Below are 21,128 nucleotides of genomic sequence, written 5' to 3'. Positions count from 1 at the left end.
GGATTCAGGTGCCACAACGCTTGCGACAGGTCCCGGGGCCTCCAAAGCGCGCTATCGGCCCGTGACTCCGCCGACCGGCCCGAGCGCCCGCTCGGCTTCGTGCACGACGCGGCCCACCAGTTGCGCGGTCCCATCACCGGCCTGCGAACCCGGCTCGAGGAGGCCGGGCTGCATCCGGAGGACGCCCCACTTCGCGACCTGGCCGCCGGGGCGCTGCGCGACGTCGGCCGCCTGGAACAGATCGTCAACGACCTGTTACTGCTCGCGGGCATCGACGCCGGCGTACCCCGGGAACGGGAGATCGTCGATCTCGCAGAGCTGGTCGAGGCGGAGGTCTCCCAGCGGGCCGATCGGATCCCCGTGCGATGCATCCTCGACCGCGAAGTGATCGTCAACGCCGTCCCCGACCGATTCGCCCAGTTGCTCGGCAACCTGCTGGACAACGGCCAGCGGCACGCCGACCGTAACTTGGAGATCGAGGTCTACCGCAGCGGGGACAGGGCCGAGCTCACCGTGGCCGACGACGGCGACGGGATCGCCGAGACGGATCGGGAGCGGGTGTTCGAACGGTTCACCCGGCTGGCCCCGGCGGTGCGCCGGGACGGGAATGGCACCGGTCTCGGGCTCGCGATCGCGCGAGAGATCGCCCACGACCACGGCGGAACCCTCCACGTCGGAGACTCCCCGTTCGGCGGTGCCCGCTTCGTGCTCAGGCTTCCTCTGGCCTGACCAGCAGCGATCAGTGTCCTGACCAGGGCTACCAGCGGAGCCCGGTGAGCAGTTCGTACACCTCGACATAGCGGTCCCGGGTCGCCTCGACGACCTCGGGCGGGATCGGCGGGCCGGGTGGCGTGCGATCCCAGTCGAGCGTGGCCGACCAGTCGCGGACGAACTGCTTGTCCAGGCTTCGCTGGGCCCGCCCCGGTGTCCAGTCGCCGGCCGGCCAGAACCGCGAGGAGTCCGGCGTCAGCACCTCGTCGGCGAGTACGAGGGTGCCGTCCGCCGCCCGGCCGAACTCCAGTTTCGTGTCGGCGATGATGATCCCGCGCTCGGCGGCGAGCTCGGAGCCCCGCCGGTAGACCTCCAGGGTGATCCGGCGGAGCTCGTCGGCGGCGCCGGCGCCGATCCGCTCGACCACGTCCTCGAAGGTGATGAACTCGTCGTGGCCCTCGGTGGCCTTGGTCGTGGGCGTGAAGACGGGCTCGGGCAGCCGGGACGCCTCGACCAGGCCGGGCGGCAGGGCGACACCCGAGACGGTGCCGTGCTTCTCGTACTCCGTCAGCCCGAGGCCGGCCAGGTGGCCACGGGCGATCCACTCCACGGGGAGCATCTCCAGCCGGCGGCACCGGATCGCCCGGCCCGCCCACTCCTGCGGTACGTCGGTCGCCGAGATCACGTGGTTCGGCACGATGTCGGCGAGCCGCTCGAACCACCAGAGCGAGAGCCGGGTGAGGATCTTCCCCTTGTCGGGGATCTCCGTGGGCAGGACGACGTCGTACACGCTCACCCGGTCCGACGCCACGAGGATCAGGTCTCCCCTGTCCTCGTAAACGTCGCGCACCTTCCCGGAATGGACCAGTCGCACGCCATCTCTCCTTGATCGTCATCGAGCGCCCAGGTCGTACGCCGGGCCTCGCCCAGCCACCAAGGTTAGACAGCCCGCCGGGACCGCCCGAGGACGCCCCTCGATCAGGGAGGGTTCCAGGCCGTGATCATGCAGTTATTCCATGAAGCCGGTGTGCCCGTGGCGTTGGAGCCCGCGCGAACAACTGCATGATCACGGGCTGTCGTGCGGGTGACAGCGGGGGCGCGCTCGCGTGAATCCGGCGATCGCGACACCATGTGACGCGGCGTGCCCATGGTGGGGCGCCGATATCGCAGGTCGTCCGGCCACAGGGAGGGTCCTTCGTTGGTGGAACCGGAGTTCCGGCGCTACGGCGCCGAGCGGGCACGCGCCGTCCGCGACGCGGTCGCGCTCGTCCACCGCGAGGCCTATGCCGAGCAGATCGCCGCGGACGACCCGTTCGCCGGCGAGGAGGCGTTCATGCGCCGCTTCGACGCCTACGCGACGCGGCCGGACCTCGACATGGTGATCGCCTGGTGCGGCGGCGAACCGGTGGCGCAGGCGTGGGGCTGGCCGCTGACCGTGCGGTCCGGCGAGGCGTGGTGGCGCGGGCTGGCCCACGAGCCGGAGCCCGGCTTCACCCACGAGGACGGGAGCAGGACCTTCGCCCTCTCCGAGATCATGGTCGCCCGGGCCTGGACCGGCCAGGGCATCGGGCACGCCCTGCACGACGAACTGCTGTCGGCCCGGCCCGAGTCGCGGGCCGTGCTGCTCGTACGTCCGCGCAACGCCAGGGCCTACCGCGCCTACACCGGCTGGGGCTGGCGCAAGGCCGGCGAACTCCGCCCCGACCTCCCCCACGCCGTGGTCATGGACGTCCTGATCCTGCCGCTCCCGATCTCAGCACCGTGAGGGAATTCTCAACTTAATTGGTTGACTTAATCGGAAACTACTTCGATGATGACGCCATGACGACCGATCCGCTTCTCGTGGCGCGGCTGCATGTGGACCTCCGGTTTCAGGCGAGCGCCCTGTGCTGCGCCCGCCGTCCCGGAACCCCCACCTGCCGCGACGACCACTGGAACGGAAATCGCCATGTCCCAGCCCCAGCTCACGAACGTCATCGACCTCCTCGCACGCGTGCGGGACGCCGTTGACACCGCCGTCGAGGACCCCACCGGAGCCGACCCGGCCGGCACGGGGGCGCCGGCCGGGGAGCATGGCACGCTCCTCGGCGTCGTCCCGGTGCCCGGCACCGGCACGGCCGTCGCGATCGTGGCCCATCTGGTCTCGGCCATCGAGGGAATGGCGCTGGAAAGACCGGAGCCGGAGCCTCCCGGACCGGCCGCGCGCGATGTCGTCGTCGACCGGGCGACGCGGCGTGCTTGGTCGGCCGGCCGGGCGCTCGATCTCACCTACCTGGAGTTCGAGATGCTCGCCCATCTGATCGCCCGCCCGGGCCAGGTCTTCAGCCGCCGGCAGCTGCTGGCCTCGGTCTGGGGTGCCGAGTACGGGCCGAGCGCGCGGACGGTGGACGTGCACGTCCACCGGCTGCGCCGCAAGCTCGGCCCGCACGGGCACCGGTTGCGGACCGTCCGCCGCGTCGGTTACAAGTACGAACCCTCCACGTGAGGCGAGGCGGCGCGGCCTGTCCCGGCGGAACCGCTACGTCCGACGGCTCAGCACCTCTCTGATCTGGCCGCCGGTGAGAGCGCGGTCGAAGACCCGTACGTCGTCGATGGCGCCGCGCCAGCCGTCGATCGCCCTGCCGTCGCGCCATCCGCGTCCGAGGTCGAGCGGGCCGTCGCCCCGGCGCATCGCGGTGCCGGGCCCGGATTTCGCCAGAACGCCGTCGGTGTAGAGGCTCACCTGGCCCGCCCCGGGATCGGAGACGGCCGCGAGGTGGACCCACTTGCCGCGCGCCGCCGGGACGCCGCTGAACAGGCCCCGGTCACCGCTGATCGAGCCACTGACCGGGTGGGGCATCATGAGCGCCCACTCGGAGTGGTCGGGGTCGTAGTTGATCAGAAAGGCCGGGTAGGTGCCGTCGTGCTGATTGATCACGGTGGTCCAGCGGTCGGGCGCGTCGTTGCGAACCCACGCGGTGACCGTGAAGGCCGCGTCGGTGCGGACGACGGGCCCCTTGGTGGCGGCGTGCCCTGCGCCGTCGAACAGCAGCGCACCACCGCCGGAAGCCCCCGCGACGCGCTCGACGCCGCCGCGCAGCGTCGCGGTACGACCACGACCGGATGAGTCCGACACCGTTGATCCGCCGGCCTCTTCGAAGCGCCACCAGGCCGCCGGGTCCGGGATCGGTGCCGTACCGGCCGGCCCGGACGGTCGCGGCGAGACGCTCGCCCCGGAGCCCGGTCTCGGGAGGCCCGGCACCGCGCCCGAGGCGACGCCGATGAGCGTGGCGACCGCCACGGCGGGAAGAAGCGCCCAGGCGGCCCACCGGCGGAGCCGGCCGCGAGGCAGGGGCGACGGGAGGTCGTCGTCGGCCGACACCTCGTCAGCCGTGCCGTCCACGGGCCGCCCTGCGATGAGCCGGGCGACGTCCGGACCGGCCGCCAGCCGCCGACGCGCCGAAAGCCAGGCGTCTACGGTGTCGGAGTCGCAACCGCACGCGGTCACGAGCGCCCTGACCAGGTCCTCTCGCGGCAGGGACCCGCGGCCCAGCGCGGTGGAGATGGTGCTGCGCGGAAGGAAGTCCCCGTTGTCCAGTGCCCGCTTCTCGAGCTCGCGGTAAGTCAGTCCGGACCAGCCCTTGAGCCCGCGTAGCAGAGCGACGAAGTCGGCTACCGAGAGGGCCTCGTCCGGGTCGGGCGGCGAACCGTTCGCGGACACGGCGCAAATCTATCGACGATGATCGATAAGCGTCCAGCGGAGGCGACCGAGGAAGCACCCCGCTCCGTTCGGCGCGCCACCTCTCCTGTCCGAGCCCGCCTGTCCGAGACCGGCACTGACCTGTACGGACATATACGGACAAGCCCGGACAGCACGAGATCTTGTGCGTGTCCTCTCCATCCCTGAGGCTCGGGTCACCGCCCCCGAACGCCGGCCTGATCGGCCTGATCACGCATGCCGGGAAAGCGGTTCACGCATGCCCGAAAGGCAGGAGACGCGCCCATGGAACACCGACCGTACGGCCCTCTCAGCGCCCTCGGGAGGGCCCGGTCACCACGGGATCGGCGGCGCTGCCGCTGGATGCTCCTCGCCCCCCTCGTACCGTTGCTCGTCGTCGACATCGCGCTCGTGATCGGCGGCATGGCGTCCGAACCTCCCTCGGCGGAGCCGTCGTGGACGGCGGTCCCCGCCTCGCTCGGGCCTGCGGCGAAGGAGGCGGCGGCCGGTTCCGACAAGTACGGCACGTGCGTGGCCGACCCCGGCGACCGACCGACCGCGTTCCGCGCGAGGGCCCGGACCCACGCTGACGGACCGGACTCCACTGACGGATCGGGCTCCCGGGCTCAGCGCCGCCGGCCCAGCGCCAGCAGCGAGTGGTAGGCGGGCTTGCGGTTCAGCGCCTCGTCGAACAGGCAGGCCGCGCCCTGGCCCTCGAACCAGCCCGGTATCCACGAGTGGCGGTCGGTGAAGCCCCAGACGGTGAACTCCGCGCAGCGCCGCACGCTCAGGCAGGCCGACAGCGCCTGCCGGTAATAGTCGGCCTGGGCGGCCAGCTTCTCCTCGGTCACCGGCAGGTGCATCCGTACGTCGATCTCGGTGATGGCGGTCTCGAGCCCGAGCGCGGTGAAGCGGCGCATGTTGTCGGCGAAGTCGCCGGGGAAGCCGTACTCCAGCGAGAGATGCCCCTGGAACCCGACGCCGTGTACCGGCACGCCCTCGGCCTTGAGTCCCTTGACCAGTTCCAGGGCCGCGTCGCTCTTGGGGCCGATCCACTCGAGGTTGTAGTCGTTGACGTACAGCTTGGCCCTCGGGTCCGCCTTGTGCGCCCAGCGGAAGGCGTCTGCGATGTAGCCGGGCCCGAGCCGGGTGAGCCACAGCGACGAGCGCAGGGTCCCGTCCTCGTTGAAGACCTCGTTGACGACATCCCATGAGCCGACCTTGCCCCGGTAACGGCGTACCTGGGTCGTGATGTGGTCGCGCAGGATGCCGCGCAGCTCCTCGTCGGTGAAGGTCCCCTCGGTGAGCCAGGCGGGGAGCTGGTTGTGCCAGACGAGCGTGTGCCCGCGCACGGCCTGCCGGTTGTGCCGGGCGAAGTCGACCACCGCGTCGGCGCCCTCCCAGGTGTACCGGCCTCGCTCCGGCTCGACCGACTCCCACTTCATCGCGTTCTCGGCGGTCACGCTGGTGAACTCCCGCCGGAGCACCCGCCGGTAGTCGGCCTCGGCGGTGAGCGGGTCCACCGCGACGGCCGAGCCGATGCGCACGCCGGTCTTGTGCGCGAGCCCGCGGAGGTCCTCGGGGGTCCGGCCCGGATGCGCGGACGCCGGAGCGGCCGTAGTGGCGGTGAGCGCGAGCGCCGCCAGCACGGTGACGAGTACGCGTGACTTCATGGCGTTCCTCCTGTGGGTGGGTACGGGACGGAAATGGGCGAGGGTCAGCGGGGCTCCGCGCCGGGCGGCCGCCCGGCCGAGGGGTCGTAGGTGTCGAGCCGTCCGCACATCCCGTGCGCGCGCTCGTCGGGCGGGTCAAGACGGCGGACCTGCGCCTCGGTGAGGTGGCTCCAGTCGCCCTCCGCCAGCCGCCGCAGTTGCTCGCCGGTACGGTCGGCGGCTGCGAGCGCCCCGGCCCGCCACCGCGCGGCCCAGTCGTCGAGCGAACCGGCCTTGAGATCGCGCGCGGCCCGGTAGAAGTCCTCGAGCGCTCCGGCGTCGCCCGGCCGCACCCGAGCGCCGAGCTCCGCGAAGCCCTCGAGGGCGAGATCGCGCCGACGCCGTGCCGCCTCGCCCGGATCGCCGCGCAGCGCGGCGGCCCTCTCGTACGCCCCGGCGTCGGCGAGCGTGGCGGGCGGGAAGGTGAAGACGGCGTCGCCGGCCTCGGGCAGCCCGCTGTTCTGCATGACGACGACGATGTGCAGGTCCCCGCCCGTATTGACGAGGCGGTGGATCGTCCCCGGCGTGAACCACACGACGGCGCCCGCGCCGAGGGGGGTCTCCGCGAGTCCCTGGGCGGTCAGGGTCTGTACGTGCCCGGTGCCGCCGACCACGACGTACGCCTCCGCGCACACCAGGTGGACGTGCGGCGAGCCGCCGCACAGTCCGTCGGCCGACGGCCAGTCGTAGACCCGCAGCCCCGACACCCCGACCCCGCCGGGGAACAGGGCCGCCGCGCCGTCGCTCACCACGGGTGCGTCCGCACGTACCAGTCCAGCCGCGCGTGGTCCCACGCCGCCGCGGCGACGACGATCCGGTAGCGCAGCTCCAGCGTGCGACCTGGGTCCAGGACGCACTCCTCGTGGAAGGCGAACGACGGGTTGACCGCGGGGAACGGCTCGTTGCGCACGAACCAGTGCGTCGGGGCCGCCTTGTTGTCCGGGCCGTCGACGAACAGGAGGGTGGAGCTCCGGTCGACCTCGTCGTGGCGACCCGTGTAGGCCAGCCAGCGGGCGGGCCGGCCCATCATCTCCGGGCCGCCCTGGTCGTCGGCGGCGATGACCGCGCCGCCGGTGAACGCCCGCGGGCCGCGCCAGAACAGCCCGGTGTACCCGGCCTGCGGGCGCCCGTTGGTGGTCGGGCTGCCGAACTCCAGCGGCTCGGCGCGCACGTTGGTGAGGCGCGTCCGGAAGTCCAGCGCCCAGGAGACGTCGCCCACATCGGTCACGGTCATGGACCGGAGCTCGTCCACCCAGTGTTCACCGGCCTGCGTGTGCCAGCCGAGCAGTTCGGCCACCTCGACCCGGTCGTCGCCCACCGTCAGGTGCGTGAACTCCCGGTGCCGCATGGACCCGACGTTGGGCAGGTCGACGTAGCCCTCGTCGCGGACGTAGCTGCCGCCGCCCCAGAAGTTCTGCCCCGACACGTGCGACGCGGTCATCTGGACGCCCTTGTGCCAGCGGTGGTCGTGCGGCCGGTAGCCGGTGACCACGTCCCCCGCGAGCGTGCGGACCGGGTGGAGGTACGGCTTCGCCCCCTCGAAGGCGTCCGTCTCGGGCTCGTAGACGTACCTCATGATCTCGACGGTGCCGACCCGTACCGACAGGGCACCGTGCAACCGGACGAGTCGCAGCGTCATGGCCCGACCTCCGGGGCCCAGCCGGGCGTGTCGCCGTGCAGCCGGCGGTAGAAGGGGTCGCCCGGCACCAGCTCGCCCCGCGAGACGGGGCGGCCGGTGAGCGCGGACTTGTAGAGACCGGTGACGAACTCCAGCGTCTGCCGGCCACCGGCCCCGCTGGTGGGCGGCCGCTCCCCTCGTTCGAGGCAGTCGAGCAGCGCGGTGAGCTGTGCGCCGTGCGAGCTCGGGACATCGGCCCCGCCCGCCCGCGCCGGCGCGGTCCAGGCCGCCGCCCGCGCCGCCGCGACGTGCGGCGCGGGCGTGTAGCTCCAGTCGGCGTCCCGGTAGCCGTAGAGGTGCCGCAGCTCGACGGTGGCGTCCGTGAGGTCGAAGCGCAGGTAGCTCTCCTCGCGCGGCGACAGCACGCTGTTGACCACGCTCGCCATGGCGCCCGACCCGAAGCGCACCATAGCCATGGACACGTCCTCGGTCTGCACGTCGCGGTCCAGGCGTCCCGCCATCGCGCGGACCTCCGACCACTCGCCGAGCAGCGACAGCATCAGGTCGATCTGGTGGATGCCGTGGCCCAGCGTCGGGCCGCCGCCCTCGGTGTCCCACCGGCCCCGCCACGGCACCTCGAAGTACGCGTGGTCGCGGTACCACGCGGTCACGCACTGGGCCACGAGCGGCCGGCCGAGCTCGCCGCCCGCCATGAGCTCCCGCATCCGGCGCGCGCCGGAGCCGAACCGGTGCTGGTAGACGATCGCGGCGTACGGCCCGCCGCTGCCATCGGCGCCCTCGGCCGCCGTGATCCGGTCGTACTCGGCCAGCGACAGGCAGGGCGGTTTCTCGCACAGCACCCACGCGCCCGCCCGCAGGCAGGCGACGACCTGCTCGGCGTGCGCGACCGGCGGCGTGCACACGTGCACCAGGTCGGGCCGGACCTCGTCCAGCATCCGGTCGAGGTCGGTGAACGCGGCCGGGATGTCGTGCTCGTCGCAGAAGGTCTTCACCCGGCCGGCGTCCACGTCCATCGCCGCGACCACCTCGGCCCGGTGCGCCTCGCCCTGCAGCGCGGGGATGTGACAGATCCCCGCGATCCCGCCGGTGCCGGCGATGGCGACCCTGATCCCGCGCCCCTCGGTGCCGGCCTCGGTCATCGGCCCAGCACGACGGTGGTCAGCGAGCGCGGGGCGAGGTCGACCGCGAGCCGGCTGCCGTGCGCGCTCGCCGCGTCGGTCCTGGCCAGGGCGTGCTCGTCGTCGGTGAGGTACGACGTCACCCGCCCGTGCGCCGGCCGGTCGAGCGTGAGCGCCGTCCGGGTCCGGGCGGTCGCGGTGTTGAGGATCTCGACCACCTTGGTGCCGTCGGCGTTGCGGTAGGCCGAGAGCTTCAGTGCCGGGTCGGCCGCGGTGGCGTTGACGCGGGTGGCGCCGGGCCGGATGAAGCGGCCGTAGGCGGCCAGCGCCCACAGGCGCTTGGACACGTTGTAGTTCGCGCCGTCCAGCTGGATCAGCCCGCGCGTGGCTCCGATGGACACGCCGAACCAGAACACGTAGGCGTTGGCGTTCCCGGTGGTGAGGGTGCGGTGGATGTCCTCGGCCACGGTGAAGCCGTCGTAGCCGCTGCCGTCGTCCCAGTTCTCGTTCCAGGTGGTGCCGTTCGGCGACCACTCCGACATCCATACATGCCGCTTGGTCGGCAGCGGCGCGGTGACCGGGGTGATGTACGGGTGGCCGGTGTGGGTGGCGACCCATTTCGCGGCCTGCGGGTCGGCCTCGATCGCCGCGGTGAACTCGCGCTGCCCGTCCCAGCCGGCGACGTCGCAGCAGGCGACCTTCATGCCGAGGCCCGAGCGCTTGACCGTGGGGCCGAAGATCTTTATGAACTCCGCCGCCTGGGCCGGGGTGAAGCGCATCGAGGCGTACGAGACGGTCAGATCGGGCTCGTTGGTGAACCCGAGGTCGGTGAGCTTGATGCCCTCCTTGCGGTAGAACCTGGCGTACTGCACGAGGTAGTCCGCGTAGGCCTGCCGCCAGTCGCCGCTCTCGCACGCGGTGCCGCTCAGCCCGCAGAGCGTGCCGCCGTTGGCGTCCGTGCCGTTGTCCTTCATGTAGCCGGGCGCGCTCCACGCGTCGGCGTAGAACCGCTCCACTCCGTACGCCTTTGCCTGCTTGCTCAGCCACACCTGGCCGCCGTCGTCGCCGTCCCACTCGTACTTCGGCGGCGCGTCGGGGCCGCCCGGGTCGGCCGGCTGGATGGAGCGCATGTGGTCGTACACGTTGTCCGACGACGACCCGATGCCGAGCCGCAGGATGGACAGGCCGGCACCCTTGTCCCGGCTGAGCAGCAGGTCGAGGACCTCGCGCTGCTTGGCCGGCGGCAGCCCCTCGGTGTTCCCCGGTGCCGGGGTGCCGCGCATGAGGCCGGCGCGCTGGAAGGCCTGCGAGAAGCCGAAGCCATCGATCGGCTGCAGCTCGGCGCGGAAGTCCACGCTGCCGGACGTCGCGCCCGTGGCGAGGGCGGGCGCGGTGGCGAGGGCGGGCGCGGCGGGCGCGGCGAGCGCCGTGACCGTGCCGAGGGCCAGCGCGGTCCTGCGTACGAGGCGGGGCACTGCCATTGCTGTCTCCTTAACGGGGGACGGGGACGGGCCGTGGGGGGGACCGGTCAGCCCTTGGTCGCGCCAGTGGTGAGACCGCCGATGAGATGCCGTTCGGCGACGGAGTAGAAGGCGAGCGCGGGCGCCATGGCGAGCACGACGTAGGCGAGTATGCGGGCCGTGTCCTGCGAGTACTGGCCCTTGAACTGCTGGATCCCGACCGGGATCGTGAGCCACTGCTGGTCGGTGAAGACCAGCAGCGGCAGGAAGAAGTTGTTCCAGCTCGTCACGATCGCGAGCACCGACACGGTCGCCAGCGCCGGCCGGGCCATGGGCAGCAGGACCCGCCAGAAGAAGCCGAACGCGGTGCAGCCGTCGATCGTCGCGGCCTCCTCGAGTTCGCCCGGGATCGTCCGGAAGAAACCGCGCAGGATGATGATCGTGATCGGCAGCCCGAAGGCCGCCTGCGGCAGGATCACCCCGAGCGGGTTGTCCAGCAGGCCGAAGCTCCTCAGCATCACGAACAGCGGCAGGATCGCCACGGCGAACGGGAACATCAGGCCGATCGTGAAGAGCGTGAACATCGCCTCGCGCCCGCGGAAGGCGAAGCGGGCGAAGACGAAAGCGGCGAGCGCGGCCACCCCGACCGTGATGAACGCGGTCGCCAGCGCGATGAACGTGCTGTTGAAGATCTGCCGCCAGAAGGGGCCGGACTGCAGGAGCTCGGTGTAGTTCCCAGTGACCCAGTCCTCCGGCAGGCCGATCGGGTTGGTCGACAGGTCGCTGGTCGTCTTGAATCCGGAGATCAGGCCGTAGAGCAGCGGGACGACGATGAACGCCCCGATCACCCAGATGAGCGCGTGCGTGGACAGCGACCGGAACACGGCCGCCGGCCTGCGGGGCCTCTTGCGGTGAGCGGTGTGAGTGGTCATCGCAGGCCTCGCATGGCGGTGACGGCTCCTTCGGTGTCGCGCCGCATCACGTAGCGCTGGTAGAAGATGGCGAAGACGAAGCTGATGACGAACATCACGACGCTGATGGCGCTGGCGTAGCCGACCTGGTAGCGCTTGAAGCCGAACTGGAACAACGTGATCGACATCGTCTCCGAGGCGTGCACGGGCCCGCCCTGGGTGATGACCCACACCAGGTCGAACAGCTGGATCGCCCCGATGACCGACAGGAAGATGCTGATCCGGATCGTCGGGCCGAGCAGCGGCAGCGTGACGTGGCGGAACCGCTGCCAGCTGCCGGCGCCGTCGATCGAGGCGGCCTCCAGCACCTCCTTGGGAATGCTCTGCAGGCCCGCCAGGTAGAGGATCATGTGGAAGCCGAAGTACTTCCAGGTCATGACGAGGAACAGCGTGAAGAGGACCAGCGACTCGTCGGCGAACCACGTCGGGTTGAGATGTCCGAGACCCACCATCTCGAGGAGATGGTTGGCCAGCCCTTCGTCCGGCGAGAAGATCATGGTGAACAGAACGCCGGTGATCACTTCGGACAGGACGTACGGCGCGAAGAACAGCAGCCGGTAGAACGCGCGTCCCCGTAGCCGCTGGTTGAGCAGCACGGCGATGGAGAGCGCGAACGGCAGCTGGATCCCGATCGACAAGAGGATCAGGACCAGCCCTCGCCAGAGGTCGCCGAGGAAGACCTCGTCCTGGAACAGCCGGGTGAAGTTGTCGAGCCCCACGAAGTCGCTCGGCAGGCCGAAGCCGCCCCACCTGAAGAAGCTCGCGTACAGGGCGATGAGGATCGGCACCAGGACCAGCAGGGTGAACAGCACCAGCGCCGGCAGCAGGAACAGGATGATCGTCAGCCGGTTCCAGCGTCTGCGGCGGCGCGTCGCGCGGCCGGACGCCGCACTGCCGGCCGAGGACTCGGCGACCGCGTCCTCGGACTGCCCGTCTTTCAGGGTGGAAAGTGCCATTCGTTCACTCCACGCGCCGGCCGGACCCGTGCGCTCCGGCCGTGCCTCGTCGTCGCGGGCAGGTCGGCTACTGGCTCTTGGCGGTCTGGGTGATCTTCTGGGTGACCTGCTCGGGGGTCGACTTGCCGGCGATGAGCGCGGCGACGCTGTCGTTGACCTCCTGGCCGACCGCGGGCGGGAACGCCTGGTCGAGGAAGAGCTGGAACCCGGTGGCACTGCCCAGCGTCTGGTTCACGATCTTCAGATTCGGGTCGGTGAGCGCGCTCTCGGCACCCTTGACCACCGGCTGGTACCCCTTCGACTCCACGAGACGGCGATCGACGTCGATGGAGGCGAACCACTTGAGGAAGTCGACAGCGGCCTTGGGCGCGTCCTTGCTGAGCGCGTGGCCGCTACCGCCGCCGAAGACCTCGGTCGCGGCGCCCTGGCCGCCGTCGACGGTGGGGAAGGGGAAGAAGCCGAGGTCGTCACCGAGGCCCTTGCCCGCATCGCTCTGCACGGACGGCGCCCACTGGCCCATCAGCTCCATCGCCGTCTTGCCGTTGCCCATCTGCGCGGCCTGCCCGTCGGACGACGGATAGCTGGCGTTGAGGAAGCCCCGCTGGAACGGGTCGAGGTCGGCGAGCTCCTTGAGCCGCCGGCCCGCCTCGACGAATCCGGGACCGGTGAAGTCGTTGCTGGTGGCGGCCTGCTGAAGGGCGGGGAGCCCGCCGATGCGCATGGCGAGGTAGGCCCAGTAGTAATGGCCCGGCCACTTCTCCTTGCCGGCCAGCGCCATCGGGGTGATCCCGGCCGCCTTGAGCTTCTTGACGTCCTCGATGAGCTCGGCCCAGGTGGCCGGCGGCTTGTCGATCTTGGCCTTGGTGAAGAGCGCCTTGTTGTACCAGAAGCCGACCATGCCGATGTCGAACGGGACCGCGTAGGTCTTCCCGTCGAACTTGTAGGCCTCCAGCGAGATCGGCAAGAGCGTGCCCAACCAGGGCGCGACGTCCTTCGTGAGGTCCTTCACCAGACCGGCGTCGATCTGCTGCTTCAGCACACCTCCGCCCCAGGTGTGGAAGATGTCGGGCAGCTTGCCCGACGCGGTCTGCGCGGTCATCTTGGCCTTGTACGCGTCGTTCTCCGTCGCGACGAACTTGATCTTCACGTTGGGGTTCGCGGCCTCGTACTCTTTCGCGAGCTTCGGCCAGAGCGTCTTCCCCGGTTCGGTGGTCGCGATGTTCCACCATTCGATGGTGACCGTCTCGGCGGAGCCGCCGGAGTCACCGGAGTCGTCTCCGCCACAGGCGGCGAGGAGCGGCACGGACAGGCCGGCCAGCCCGGCTGCGGAGAGGAAGGTGCGGCGTGAGAAGGGTTCGGGGCCCATCAGGGACCTCCTGGGCTCGGGGTCGGTCACTGCCGTTGATGGGGGTGCGGCATTTCCACCGCATTTCGCAACTGTTTCGAAAATTTGTCGAACCGTGTTGCTGCCGTACCCTAGGAAAGCCCTCTCCATCGGTCAAGGCCCTTATCCAAGGATCTTGTCCGGTGTCGGAAACCCGCGCGCCCATCGGCGTTCATGCGGCGTTCGGCGGGGTCTAGGACTCATCGAAACATTGCGATACTGTTCGCAGTCAACAGTAAGGAGAACGCCTGTGGGCGTGCAGTTCGGAGGGGGGCGGGCCGGTGAGTGAGCAGAATTCTCGCCCCACGCTCGCTCTCATCGCCGAGGAGGCCGGGGTGTCCCAGGCCACCGTCTCGAAGGTCCTCAACGGCCGGACCGATGTCGCCCCGGCGACCCGAGAGCGTGTCGAGGGCCTGCTGAAGTCGCACAACTACCTCGCGCCGGGCGGCAGGCGCGCCCGCCGTTCCGGCCTGATCGACCTGGTCATCAACGGACTCGACAGCCCTTGGGCCATCGAGATCCTGCGCGGCGTCGAGTCGGAGTGCGCCGAGCGCGGGGTGGGCGCCGTGATCTCGCTGGTCCGCGACGAGGACGCCCGTCCGCCGAGTTGGACGAGCCTTCCCGCGCTGCACCACAGCGACGGCGTCATCCTCGTGACGTCGCGCATGACGCACAAGCAGCGGGAGCAGCTCGAACGCGCCGGGGTGGCGCTCGTCGTCATCGATCCGGTCAACCTCCCCGACACCGACATCGCCAGCGTGGGCGCCACCAACTGGGCCGGCGGGCTCGCGGCCACCGAGCACCTGCTGGCTCTCGGGCACCGCAGGATCGCCGTGATCGGCGGCCCCCGCGAGATGCTCTGCAGCCAGGCCCGCATCGACGGCTACCGCGCGGCGCTGGAACGCGCGGGCATCGAGATCGACCGCCGGTTGATCCGGTACGGCGACTTCCGGCACGAGGGGGCGTTCCGCCAGTCGCAGGACCTGCTCGACCTGGACGATCCGCCGACCGCGATCTTCGCCGGCAGCGACCAGCAGGCCATGGGCACCTACGAGGCGGCCCGGCAGGCGGGCCTGCGGGTTCCCCAGGACCTCAGCGTCGTCGGGTTCGACGACCTGCCCATGTGCGAGTGGCTGTCCCCGCCGCTCACGACCGTACGACAGCCGCTCGAGGAGATGGGGCGCACCGCGGCGCGCACCCTGTTCCAGCTGCTCGACGGCCAGACGCTGGTGAGCACGCGGGTCGAGCTCGCCACGGAACTGCGCATCCGGCACTCCACCGCCGCTCCCCCACGCGACTAGGCCGACCGGCCGCCCAGGTTCCCGAGACGGAGGCTTCTTGATGAGCGACGCGACGAGGAAGGCGAGCAGCCGATGAGCGCGATGTCAGGCGAGGACGAGGCCACGGCCGAGACCTGGCGGGACCCCCGGCTACCGATGGCCGACCGGGTGGCAGCGCTCCTGCGGCTCATGACCCTGGAGGAGAAGGCGGGTCAGCTTTCGGCGTTCTGGGCGACGCCGGCCGACCCCGAGGCGCCCGTGGCGCCCGTCGACGACGACGGGAGCGAGCCCGCGCCCTCACTCGACCAGATCATCAAGGCCGGCCTCGGCCAGCTCACCCGGGTGTTCGGCACCGCTCCGGTGTCGCCCCTGGAGGGAGTGGAGCGGCTCGTCGAGCTGCAGACCCAGGTCTCCCGCGCGAACCGCTTCGGCATCCCCGCGATCGTGCATGAGGAGTGCCTCACCGGTTTCATGACCTGGTCGGCGAGCGTGTTCCCGTGCCCACTGGCCTGGGGCGCGTCCTTCGACCCGGAGCTGGTCGGCGAGATGGCCGCGGCGATCGGCGCGAGCATGCGGTCGGTCGGGGTGCACCAGGGCCTCGCGCCCGTGCTCGACGTGGTCCGCGACTACCGGTGGGGCCGGGTCGAGGAGTCCATCGGCGAGGATCCGTACCTCGTCGGGGTCATCGGCAGCGCCTACGTCCGCGGGCTCGAACGAACCGGTGTGGTGGCCACCCTCAAGCACTTCGCCGGCTACGCCTCCTCGCGCGGCGGCCGGAACATGGCGCCGACGGCCATCGGACCCCGTGAGCTCGCCGACGTCGTGCTGGAGCCGTTCGTCATGGCGCTGCGCGAGGGCGGCGCGCGAGCGGTCATGCACTCCTACACCGACATCGACGGGGTCCCCGCGGCCGCCGACGAACGTCTGCTGACCGGCCTGCTCCGCGACCGGCTGGGCTTCACCGGCCTGGTCGTCGCGGACTACTACGGGATCTCCCACCTGGCGAGCCTGCACGCCGTCGCCGGTTCGCACGGCGAGGCGGGCGCGCTCGCCCTGCGCGCCGGCATCGACGTAGAGCTGCCGACGGTGCGCTGCTACGGTGAGCCGCTGCTCGAGGAGGTACGCCGCGGCGCGGTGCCCGAGGAGCTCCTCGACCGGTCCGCGGCCCGGGTGCTCTCCCTCAAGGGCGAGCTGGGCCTGCTCGACGAGGACTGGGATCAGCGCCTGGCCGACACCGTGGCGCCCGTGACCGACGCCACGCGTCTCGACCCGCCCGAGCACCGCGACCTGGCGCGCAGGCTGGCGGAGGAGTCGATCGTCCTGCTCGCCAACGACGGGACCCTGCCGCTGCGGGCCACCCGGGTGGCGCTGGTCGGCCCCCTCGCCGACGACCCGCTCGGCATGATGGGCTGCTACGCCTTCCCCAACCACATGGGCGGCCAGCATCCCGACATGCCCGTGGGCGTGGAGTTCCCGGCACTCGCCGCCGCGCTGCGCTCCGAACTGCCCGGCGCGGTGCTCGACGCGGCGCCCGCCTCCGACGTCGCCGTCTCGCGGGACGCCGACATCACCTCCGCCGTCGACGCCGCACGACGGGCGCAGGTGTGCGTGCTCGCGCTGGGAGACCGCGCCGGCCTGTTCGGCCGGGGCACCTCGGGTGAGGGGTGTGACGCCGAGACCCTCGCGCTCCCGGGCCGCCAGGCCGAGCTGGCCGAGGCCGTGCTCGCCACCGGGACGCCCACCGTCGTCGTGCTGCTGTCCGGTCGGCCGTACGCTCTCGGCGACCTCGCCAACCGGGCCGCCGCGGTGGTCCAGGCGTTCTTCCCCGGTGAGGAGGGCGCCGGGGCACTGGCCGGGATCCTCTCCGGCCGGGTCGAGCCGTCGGGGCGGCTCCCGGTGAGCGTGCCGCGTCACCCCGGCGGGCAGCCCGGCACGTACCTGCACCCCCGGCTGGGCGGGCGCAACGCGTGGAGCTCGGTGGACCCCACACCGCTCTACCCGTTCGGTCACGGCCTGACCTGGACCCGCTTCGAATACTCCGACGCGAGCGTGACCCCTTCCGCGTCCACCGATGGCTCCGTACAGATCAGCGCCGTCGTGCGCAACGTGGGAGAGCACGCCGGCACCGAGGTCGTACAGCTGTACCTCACCGACCCGGTGGCCTCGGTCGTACGGCCGGTGCGCTGGCTGGCCGGATGGGCCAGAGTCCGCCTGGAGCCCGGCCGGGCGGCGCGGGCCGAGTTCACCGTGCACGCCGACCGGACGTCGTTCACCGGCCGTGACCTGGAACGCATCGTCGAACCTGGACTGATCGAGGTCGGCATCGGCCCCTCCAGCGAGGAATTGCCGCTGCGCGGCTGCTTCACCCTGGACGGCCCGACCCGGGTCCTCGGGTCCGACCGGGTGCTCACGGTGCCGGTACGGGTCACCCCCTGCTGACCGGTCAACACTGACCGGTCAACACTGACCGGTCGACACTGACCGGTCGGCAGGGCGTGACGACGAAAGGAAGCATGAGGGTGCCTGCGGAAGGCGACACGAGAGGGTTCCGGAATCCGATCCTGCCCGGCTGCCATCCCGATCCGTCGGTCTGCCGGGTCCGGTCGGATCACTACCTGGTGACGTCGAGTTTCGAGTGGTTCCCGGGCCTGCCGATCTTCCACAGCCGCGACCTCGTCCACTGGCGGCCGCTCGGTCACGTGCTCGACCGGCCGGCCCAGCTGGCGCTCGACGGGATCAGGCCGTCCGGCGGCCTCTACGCCCCCACCATCCGCCACGCCGGCGGCACCTTCTACGTGGTGTGCACACTGGTGGACGGCCCGGCGCGGTCGGGTCACTTCGTCGTCACGGCGACCGACCCGGCCGGTCCGTGGTCGGAGCCGCACTGGCTCGACGGTGCGGGTTTCGATCCGTCGCTGCTGTTCGACGACGACGGGCGGGCGTGGTTCACCGCCTCCCGGCTCACCGGCCGCTACGAGGGGCACACCGAGGTCTGGCTGCGGGAGTTCGATGCCAAGAACCTGCGGCTCGTCGGCGACGAGCACGTGATCTGGGACGGCGCGGCCAAGGACGCGATCTGGTCCGAGGGCCCGCACCTCTACCGGGTGGACGGCCGCTACTACCTGCTGACCTCCGAGGGAGGCACCGAACACGACCACGCGGTCGTGGTCGCCCGCGCCGACCGGGTCACCGGACCGTACGAGGGCGATCCGCGCAACCCGATCCTCACCCACCGGCATCTCGGGCTCGACCATCCGATCGTCGGCACCGGGCACGCCGATCTCGTGCTCACCGGCAAGGGCGAATGGTGGATGGTCCTGCTCGCGATGCGGCCCAGCGGAGGCTACTTCTACAACCTGGGCCGGGAGACTTTCCTGGCACCGGTCCGCTGGGAGGACGGCTGGCCGGTCGCGGGGCCGGTCGAGGACGTCCTCCCCACGCCCGGCCTGCCCGCCTGCCGGTGGCCCGCCGAACCGGCCTGCGACCATTTCGACGCTCCCGAGCCGGCTCCGTACTGGAACTTCCTGCGCACGCCACGCGAGCCGTTCTGGAGCCTCACCGAGCGGCCCGGCCACCTGCGGCTCCGGCTCCGCCCCGAGAGCCTGGCCGACCTCGCGAACCCCAGCCTGGTCGCCCGGCGGCAACAGCACCACCACTTCGCGGCGCACGCCGCGCTCGACTTCACGCCCCAGGGGGACGGCGAATGCGCCGGGCTCGCCTTGGTGCAGAACCACGAGTTCCACATCCTGCTCGTGGTGACCACACGCGGGTTGCGGCTGGTCTGGCGGGCGGACGGGGTCGACACGGTACTGGCCGAGGAACCGGTCGACGCGGGCCGCGTCCACCTGGCGGTGGAGGCGCACGGGCAGGAGTACCAGATGCGCTACGCCACCGAGCCGGGACGCTGGCGGCCGCTCGGCGGGCCGGTCGACGGCCGGATCCTCAGCTCCCCCGTGGCCGGTGGCTTCACCGGTGCCTACATCGGGATGTACGCGAGCGCCAACGGGGCACAGAGCACCAACGTCGCCGACTTCGACTGGTTCGAGTACACAGGACTGCCCGGCGACCCGCGCTGACCGCGCCGGAACGGCACCCGGGAAAGGACGCATGAACCAGCCAAGCCCTCCCACCGGCCGGACCACCGCCGCCGCACGCAGTCCGCTCTCCGCGGTCGGAGCCCTGGTGGCCCTGGCGGTGTCGGCGTTCGCCTACGTCACGACGGAGAATCTGCCGATCGGCCTGCTCCAGGTGATCGCGGAGGATCTGCGCGTATCGCTGCCGGCCGTCGGCTTGCTGGTGACCGGCTACGGCGTGACGGTCGCGATCGTCTCCGTCCCGCTGACCCACTGGACCCGGCGGATCCCGCGCCGCCATCTGATCTCGGGCCTGCTGGCCGTGTTCGTACTCGCCACCGTGGTGTCGGTCTCGACCTCCAGCTACACGGTGCTGCTCGCGGCCCGGGTGATCACCGCGCTGTCGCAGGCGGTGTTCTGGTCGGTGGCGGGCATCACGGCCGCGGGCCTGTTCCGCCCCGAGGTACGCGGCCGGGTCATCTCCGTGCTGTTCGCCGGGAGCTCCCTCGGCATCGTCGCGGGCGTGCCTGCAGGCACCTGGCTCGGCCAGCAGTCCGGCTGGCGCGCCGCCTTCCTGGCCCTGAGCGCACTCGGCGCGCTCACCTTCGTCGCGGTCATCGTCCTGCTGCCGACGGAGCCACCGGGGCAGGGCCACGCCGCCACCGGCACCACGCCGGACGCCCGCCGCTACTGGATCGTGGTGGTGACCACCGGGCTGATCATCCTCGGCCAGTTCACCTGCCATACGTACATCACCACCTTCCTCACCGACGTGAGCGGCTTCTCCGCGGCGGCGATCAGCCCGCTCCTGCTGCTCTCGGGGCTGACCGGGATCGCCGGCACGGCGGGATTCGGCTTCCTCGTCGACCGCGCCCCGCGCACGGCGATGGTGATTCCGGTGGCGCTGCTGACGGTCACACTGCTCGGGCTGTACGCCGCGGGCGCCGCACGGCTCCCGGCGGCCGCGCTGATGGCGCTGTCGGGCTTCTCGATGGGCGCGCTCGTCACGGCTTTGCAGAGCAGGACACTGCAGGTGGCGCCCGGCCGGTCGGAGATCGCGGCCGCCGGCACCTCCGCGTCCTTCAACGTCGGCATCTCCGGCGGCGCCCTCATCGGCGGCGTACTGCTGCCGCACACGGAACCGCGCGCCATCCCGCTGGCCGGTGCCGCGATCGCGGCCTGCGCACTCGTCGTGCTGCTGTGCGAGCCGCTCGTGGCCCGCCGGCCGGCCGGTCCCGGGGCCCGCGAAGTGCCGGACCAGGCCGGAGCGGCGCTCTCCTGAGCGGCTCGCGCCGAGCCGCCCGCCGGGACGGCAGGACGGCGGGACGTCGGGACGGGCTTATGCCCGGCCCGCGATGAGGTGGATGAGCGGGGCCACGCCGCGATAGGGATCGGTGCGCCCGGCGCGTTCCTCGCACGCGAGCAGCGCGGCGAGCTCGGCGGGCTCCGGTACGGGGGCGTCGCCCGGGGCGAGGTCGGTGAACACCCGGACGCCGTACCAGGCGCGCACCTCGAGCCCGCGCCGGGCCAGCGCGGCCGTCAGTTCGCCCAGCCGGTCGGCCCGCGCCGTCACGCCGAGCCGGTTGCGGTAGGTGGCGTCGTCGAAGGCGCGCCGGGCCGCCGCCCAGTCCCACGAGAGGCCCGGCCGCATCGCCAGCGACTCGGCGTTGCGCACGAGCAGGGACACGATGCCGTCCGGCGCGAGCACGGCGGCGATGCCGTCCAGGATCGGCGCCGGGTCCGGGAAGTACATGAGGACGCCATGGCAGAGCACGGCGTCGAACTCCGCCGGCGCGAACGGTGCGGGCAGCTCGCCCACATCCCCGTGGACCAGGCGGACCCGCTCGCGGACCTCCGGCGGCTCGGCCGCGAGAGCCGCCGTGAAGTCCTCGAGCAGCACCGGGGAGGAGTCGAGCCCGGTCACGCGATGACCGCGGCGGGCCGCCGCGAGAGCCTGCGTGCCCTGGCCGCATCCGACATCGAGAACATGCCGGGACGGCCGGTCGGGCAGGTGGTCGCGGAGCCTGCGTGCGACGAGTTCCTGCCGGACGACATTGCGGAGCCGGCCGAGCCGCTCCCGCCACCGCGCCTCACCTGCCGCGAAGTCGCCGTCCACGACTCCATCGT

The 21,128-nt window shown here is 71.6% G+C and carries 19 protein-coding genes; 8 read left to right on the top strand and 11 right to left on the bottom strand.

All coding sequences use genetic code 11. The features are described from left to right. Positions 1 to 99: 99 nt before the first annotated feature. On the top strand, positions 100 to 729 hold the full coding sequence (locus tag HKK74_RS29835; RefSeq protein WP_187246716.1) for a sensor histidine kinase: 630 nt from the start codon (positions 100 to 102) through the stop codon (positions 727 to 729). Positions 730 to 757: 28 nt separating this feature from the next. On the opposite strand, the gene HKK74_RS29830 is transcribed toward HKK74_RS29835, so the two are convergent. Continuing rightward, on the bottom strand, positions 758 to 1,585 hold the full coding sequence (locus HKK74_RS29830) for a phosphoribosylaminoimidazolesuccinocarboxamide synthase (RefSeq protein ID WP_187246715.1): 828 nt from the start codon (positions 1,583 to 1,585) through the stop codon (positions 758 to 760). A gap of 327 nt (positions 1,586 to 1,912) precedes the next feature. Here HKK74_RS29830 and HKK74_RS29825 point away from each other — a divergent pair, with 327 nt between their 5' ends. Together HKK74_RS29825 and HKK74_RS29820 are read left to right on the top strand one after the other, a co-directional pair. Beyond that, the gene (locus tag HKK74_RS29825; protein WP_312881932.1) at positions 1,913 to 2,476 is read left to right on the top strand and encodes a GNAT family N-acetyltransferase; all 564 of its coding nucleotides are present in this window, start codon (positions 1,913 to 1,915) and stop codon (positions 2,474 to 2,476) included. A 183-nt stretch (positions 2,477 to 2,659) separates the two neighbouring features. Further along, positions 2,660 to 3,196 carry a winged helix-turn-helix domain-containing protein gene (locus tag HKK74_RS29820; protein ID WP_187246714.1) on the top strand — a complete coding sequence of 179 codons (537 nt, stop codon included), beginning with the start codon at positions 2,660 to 2,662 and terminating at the stop codon, positions 3,194 to 3,196. Positions 3,197 to 3,229: 33 nt separating this feature from the next. Here the strand turns inward: HKK74_RS29820 and HKK74_RS41645 are convergent, their stop codons facing one another. Then, complete coding sequence (locus HKK74_RS41645) at positions 3,230 to 4,411, bottom strand: LamG-like jellyroll fold domain-containing protein (RefSeq protein WP_187246713.1); 1,182 nt, start codon at positions 4,409 to 4,411, stop codon at positions 3,230 to 3,232. Between the two features lie 282 nt (positions 4,412 to 4,693). On the opposite strand from HKK74_RS41645, the gene HKK74_RS29810 reads away from it, so the two are divergent. Continuing rightward, a complete protein-coding gene (locus HKK74_RS29810; protein ID WP_187246712.1) occupies positions 4,694 to 5,071 on the top strand; it encodes a hypothetical protein in 378 nt (125 codons plus the stop codon). Here the strand turns inward: HKK74_RS29810 and HKK74_RS29805 are convergent. The 8 genes from HKK74_RS29805 to HKK74_RS29770 form a co-directional block, all read right to left on the bottom strand. Beyond that, on the bottom strand, positions 5,035 to 6,081 hold the full coding sequence (locus HKK74_RS29805; RefSeq protein WP_187246711.1) for an endo-1,4-beta-xylanase: 1,047 nt from the start codon (positions 6,079 to 6,081) through the stop codon (positions 5,035 to 5,037). The genes HKK74_RS29810 and HKK74_RS29805 overlap by 37 nt on opposite strands. 44 nt (positions 6,082 to 6,125) lie before the next feature. Further along, positions 6,126 to 6,869: a cupin domain-containing protein gene (locus HKK74_RS29800; protein WP_312881911.1), complete on the bottom strand. Its 744-nt coding sequence runs from the start codon at positions 6,867 to 6,869 to the stop codon at positions 6,126 to 6,128. After that, entirely contained in the window at positions 6,866 to 7,759 is an 894-nt protein-coding gene (locus HKK74_RS29795; RefSeq protein ID WP_187246710.1) for a DUF6807 domain-containing protein, read from the bottom strand. The genes HKK74_RS29800 and HKK74_RS29795 overlap by 4 nt, the downstream gene beginning before the upstream one ends. Continuing rightward, positions 7,756 to 8,898 (bottom strand): Gfo/Idh/MocA family protein, encoded by a 1,143-nt coding sequence (locus HKK74_RS29790; RefSeq protein ID WP_187246709.1) that lies wholly within the window; start codon positions 8,896 to 8,898, stop codon positions 7,756 to 7,758. The genes HKK74_RS29795 and HKK74_RS29790 overlap by 4 nt, the downstream gene beginning before the upstream one ends. After that, positions 8,895 to 10,358 (bottom strand): glycoside hydrolase family 30 protein, encoded by a 1,464-nt coding sequence (locus HKK74_RS29785; protein WP_187246708.1) that lies wholly within the window; start codon positions 10,356 to 10,358, stop codon positions 8,895 to 8,897. Before HKK74_RS29785 ends, HKK74_RS29790 begins: the two co-directional genes overlap by 4 nt. A 47-nt stretch (positions 10,359 to 10,405) precedes the next feature. Continuing rightward, the gene (locus HKK74_RS29780) at positions 10,406 to 11,269 is read right to left on the bottom strand and encodes a carbohydrate ABC transporter permease (protein WP_187246707.1); all 864 of its coding nucleotides are present in this window, start codon (positions 11,267 to 11,269) and stop codon (positions 10,406 to 10,408) included. Continuing rightward, positions 11,266 to 12,264 carry a carbohydrate ABC transporter permease gene (locus HKK74_RS29775; RefSeq protein ID WP_187246706.1) on the bottom strand — a complete coding sequence of 333 codons (999 nt, stop codon included), beginning with the start codon at positions 12,262 to 12,264 and terminating at the stop codon, positions 11,266 to 11,268. The genes HKK74_RS29780 and HKK74_RS29775 overlap by 4 nt, the downstream gene beginning before the upstream one ends. 67 nt (positions 12,265 to 12,331) lie before the next feature. Then, positions 12,332 to 13,630, bottom strand: a complete 1,299-nt coding sequence (locus HKK74_RS29770; RefSeq protein ID WP_187246705.1) for an extracellular solute-binding protein — start codon at positions 13,628 to 13,630, stop codon at positions 12,332 to 12,334. A 299-nt stretch (positions 13,631 to 13,929) separates the two neighbouring features. On the opposite strand from HKK74_RS29770, the gene HKK74_RS29765 reads away from it, so the two are divergent. From HKK74_RS29765 to HKK74_RS29750, 4 genes are all read left to right on the top strand, one after another. After that, positions 13,930 to 14,949, top strand: a complete 1,020-nt coding sequence (locus HKK74_RS29765) for a LacI family DNA-binding transcriptional regulator (RefSeq protein WP_187246704.1) — start codon at positions 13,930 to 13,932, stop codon at positions 14,947 to 14,949. A gap of 72 nt (positions 14,950 to 15,021) precedes the next feature. After that, positions 15,022 to 17,367 carry a beta-xylosidase/alpha-l-arabinosidase gene (locus tag HKK74_RS29760; protein WP_222722900.1) on the top strand — a complete coding sequence of 782 codons (2,346 nt, stop codon included), beginning with the start codon at positions 15,022 to 15,024 and terminating at the stop codon, positions 17,365 to 17,367. 74 nt (positions 17,368 to 17,441) lie between these two features. Next, a complete protein-coding gene (locus tag HKK74_RS29755) occupies positions 17,442 to 19,004 on the top strand; it encodes a glycoside hydrolase family 43 protein (RefSeq protein ID WP_187246703.1) in 1,563 nt (520 codons plus the stop codon). Positions 19,005 to 19,035: 31 nt separating this feature from the next. Next, complete coding sequence (locus tag HKK74_RS29750; RefSeq protein ID WP_187246702.1) at positions 19,036 to 20,283, top strand: MFS transporter; 1,248 nt, start codon at positions 19,036 to 19,038, stop codon at positions 20,281 to 20,283. Positions 20,284 to 20,340: 57 nt separating this feature from the next. Here HKK74_RS29750 and HKK74_RS29745 read toward each other — a convergent pair. Then, positions 20,341 to 21,128 (bottom strand): class I SAM-dependent methyltransferase (locus HKK74_RS29745; protein ID WP_222722899.1); only part of this gene is annotated, 788 nt, incomplete at its 5' end.

This window comes from Actinomadura alba, assembly GCF_014323705.1.
Classification (GTDB): Bacteria; Actinomycetota; Actinomycetes; order Streptosporangiales; family Streptosporangiaceae; genus Actinomadura_C; species Actinomadura_C alba.
This window is presented reverse-complemented; position numbering and strand designations above follow the sequence as displayed.

Bases quoted from the DNA above. Each gene is read 5' to 3' on its own strand.
- HKK74_RS29820 (WP_187246714.1), top strand. From the start codon at position 2,660: ATGTCCCAGCCCCAGCTCACGAACGTCATCGACCTCCTCGCACGCGTG.
- HKK74_RS29810 (WP_187246712.1), top strand. From the start codon at position 4,694: ATGGAACACCGACCGTACGGCCCTCTCAGCGCCCTCGGGAGGGCCCGG.
- HKK74_RS29805 (WP_187246711.1), bottom strand. From the start codon at position 6,081: ATGAAGTCACGCGTACTCGTCACCGTGCTGGCGGCGCTCGCGCTCACC.
- HKK74_RS29795 (WP_187246710.1), bottom strand. From the start codon at position 7,759: ATGACGCTGCGACTCGTCCGGTTGCACGGTGCCCTGTCGGTACGGGTC.
- HKK74_RS29790 (WP_187246709.1), bottom strand. From the start codon at position 8,898: ATGACCGAGGCCGGCACCGAGGGGCGCGGGATCAGGGTCGCCATCGCC.
- HKK74_RS29785 (WP_187246708.1), bottom strand. From the start codon at position 10,358: ATGGCAGTGCCCCGCCTCGTACGCAGGACCGCGCTGGCCCTCGGCACG.
- HKK74_RS29780 (WP_187246707.1), bottom strand. From the start codon at position 11,269: ATGACCACTCACACCGCTCACCGCAAGAGGCCCCGCAGGCCGGCGGCC.
- HKK74_RS29775 (WP_187246706.1), bottom strand. From the start codon at position 12,264: ATGGCACTTTCCACCCTGAAAGACGGGCAGTCCGAGGACGCGGTCGCC.
- HKK74_RS29770 (WP_187246705.1), bottom strand. From the start codon at position 13,630: ATGGGCCCCGAACCCTTCTCACGCCGCACCTTCCTCTCCGCAGCCGGG.
- HKK74_RS29760 (WP_222722900.1), top strand. From the start codon at position 15,022: ATGAGCGCGATGTCAGGCGAGGACGAGGCCACGGCCGAGACCTGGCGG.
- HKK74_RS29755 (WP_187246703.1), top strand. From the start codon at position 17,442: ATGAGGGTGCCTGCGGAAGGCGACACGAGAGGGTTCCGGAATCCGATC.
- HKK74_RS29750 (WP_187246702.1), top strand. From the start codon at position 19,036: ATGAACCAGCCAAGCCCTCCCACCGGCCGGACCACCGCCGCCGCACGC.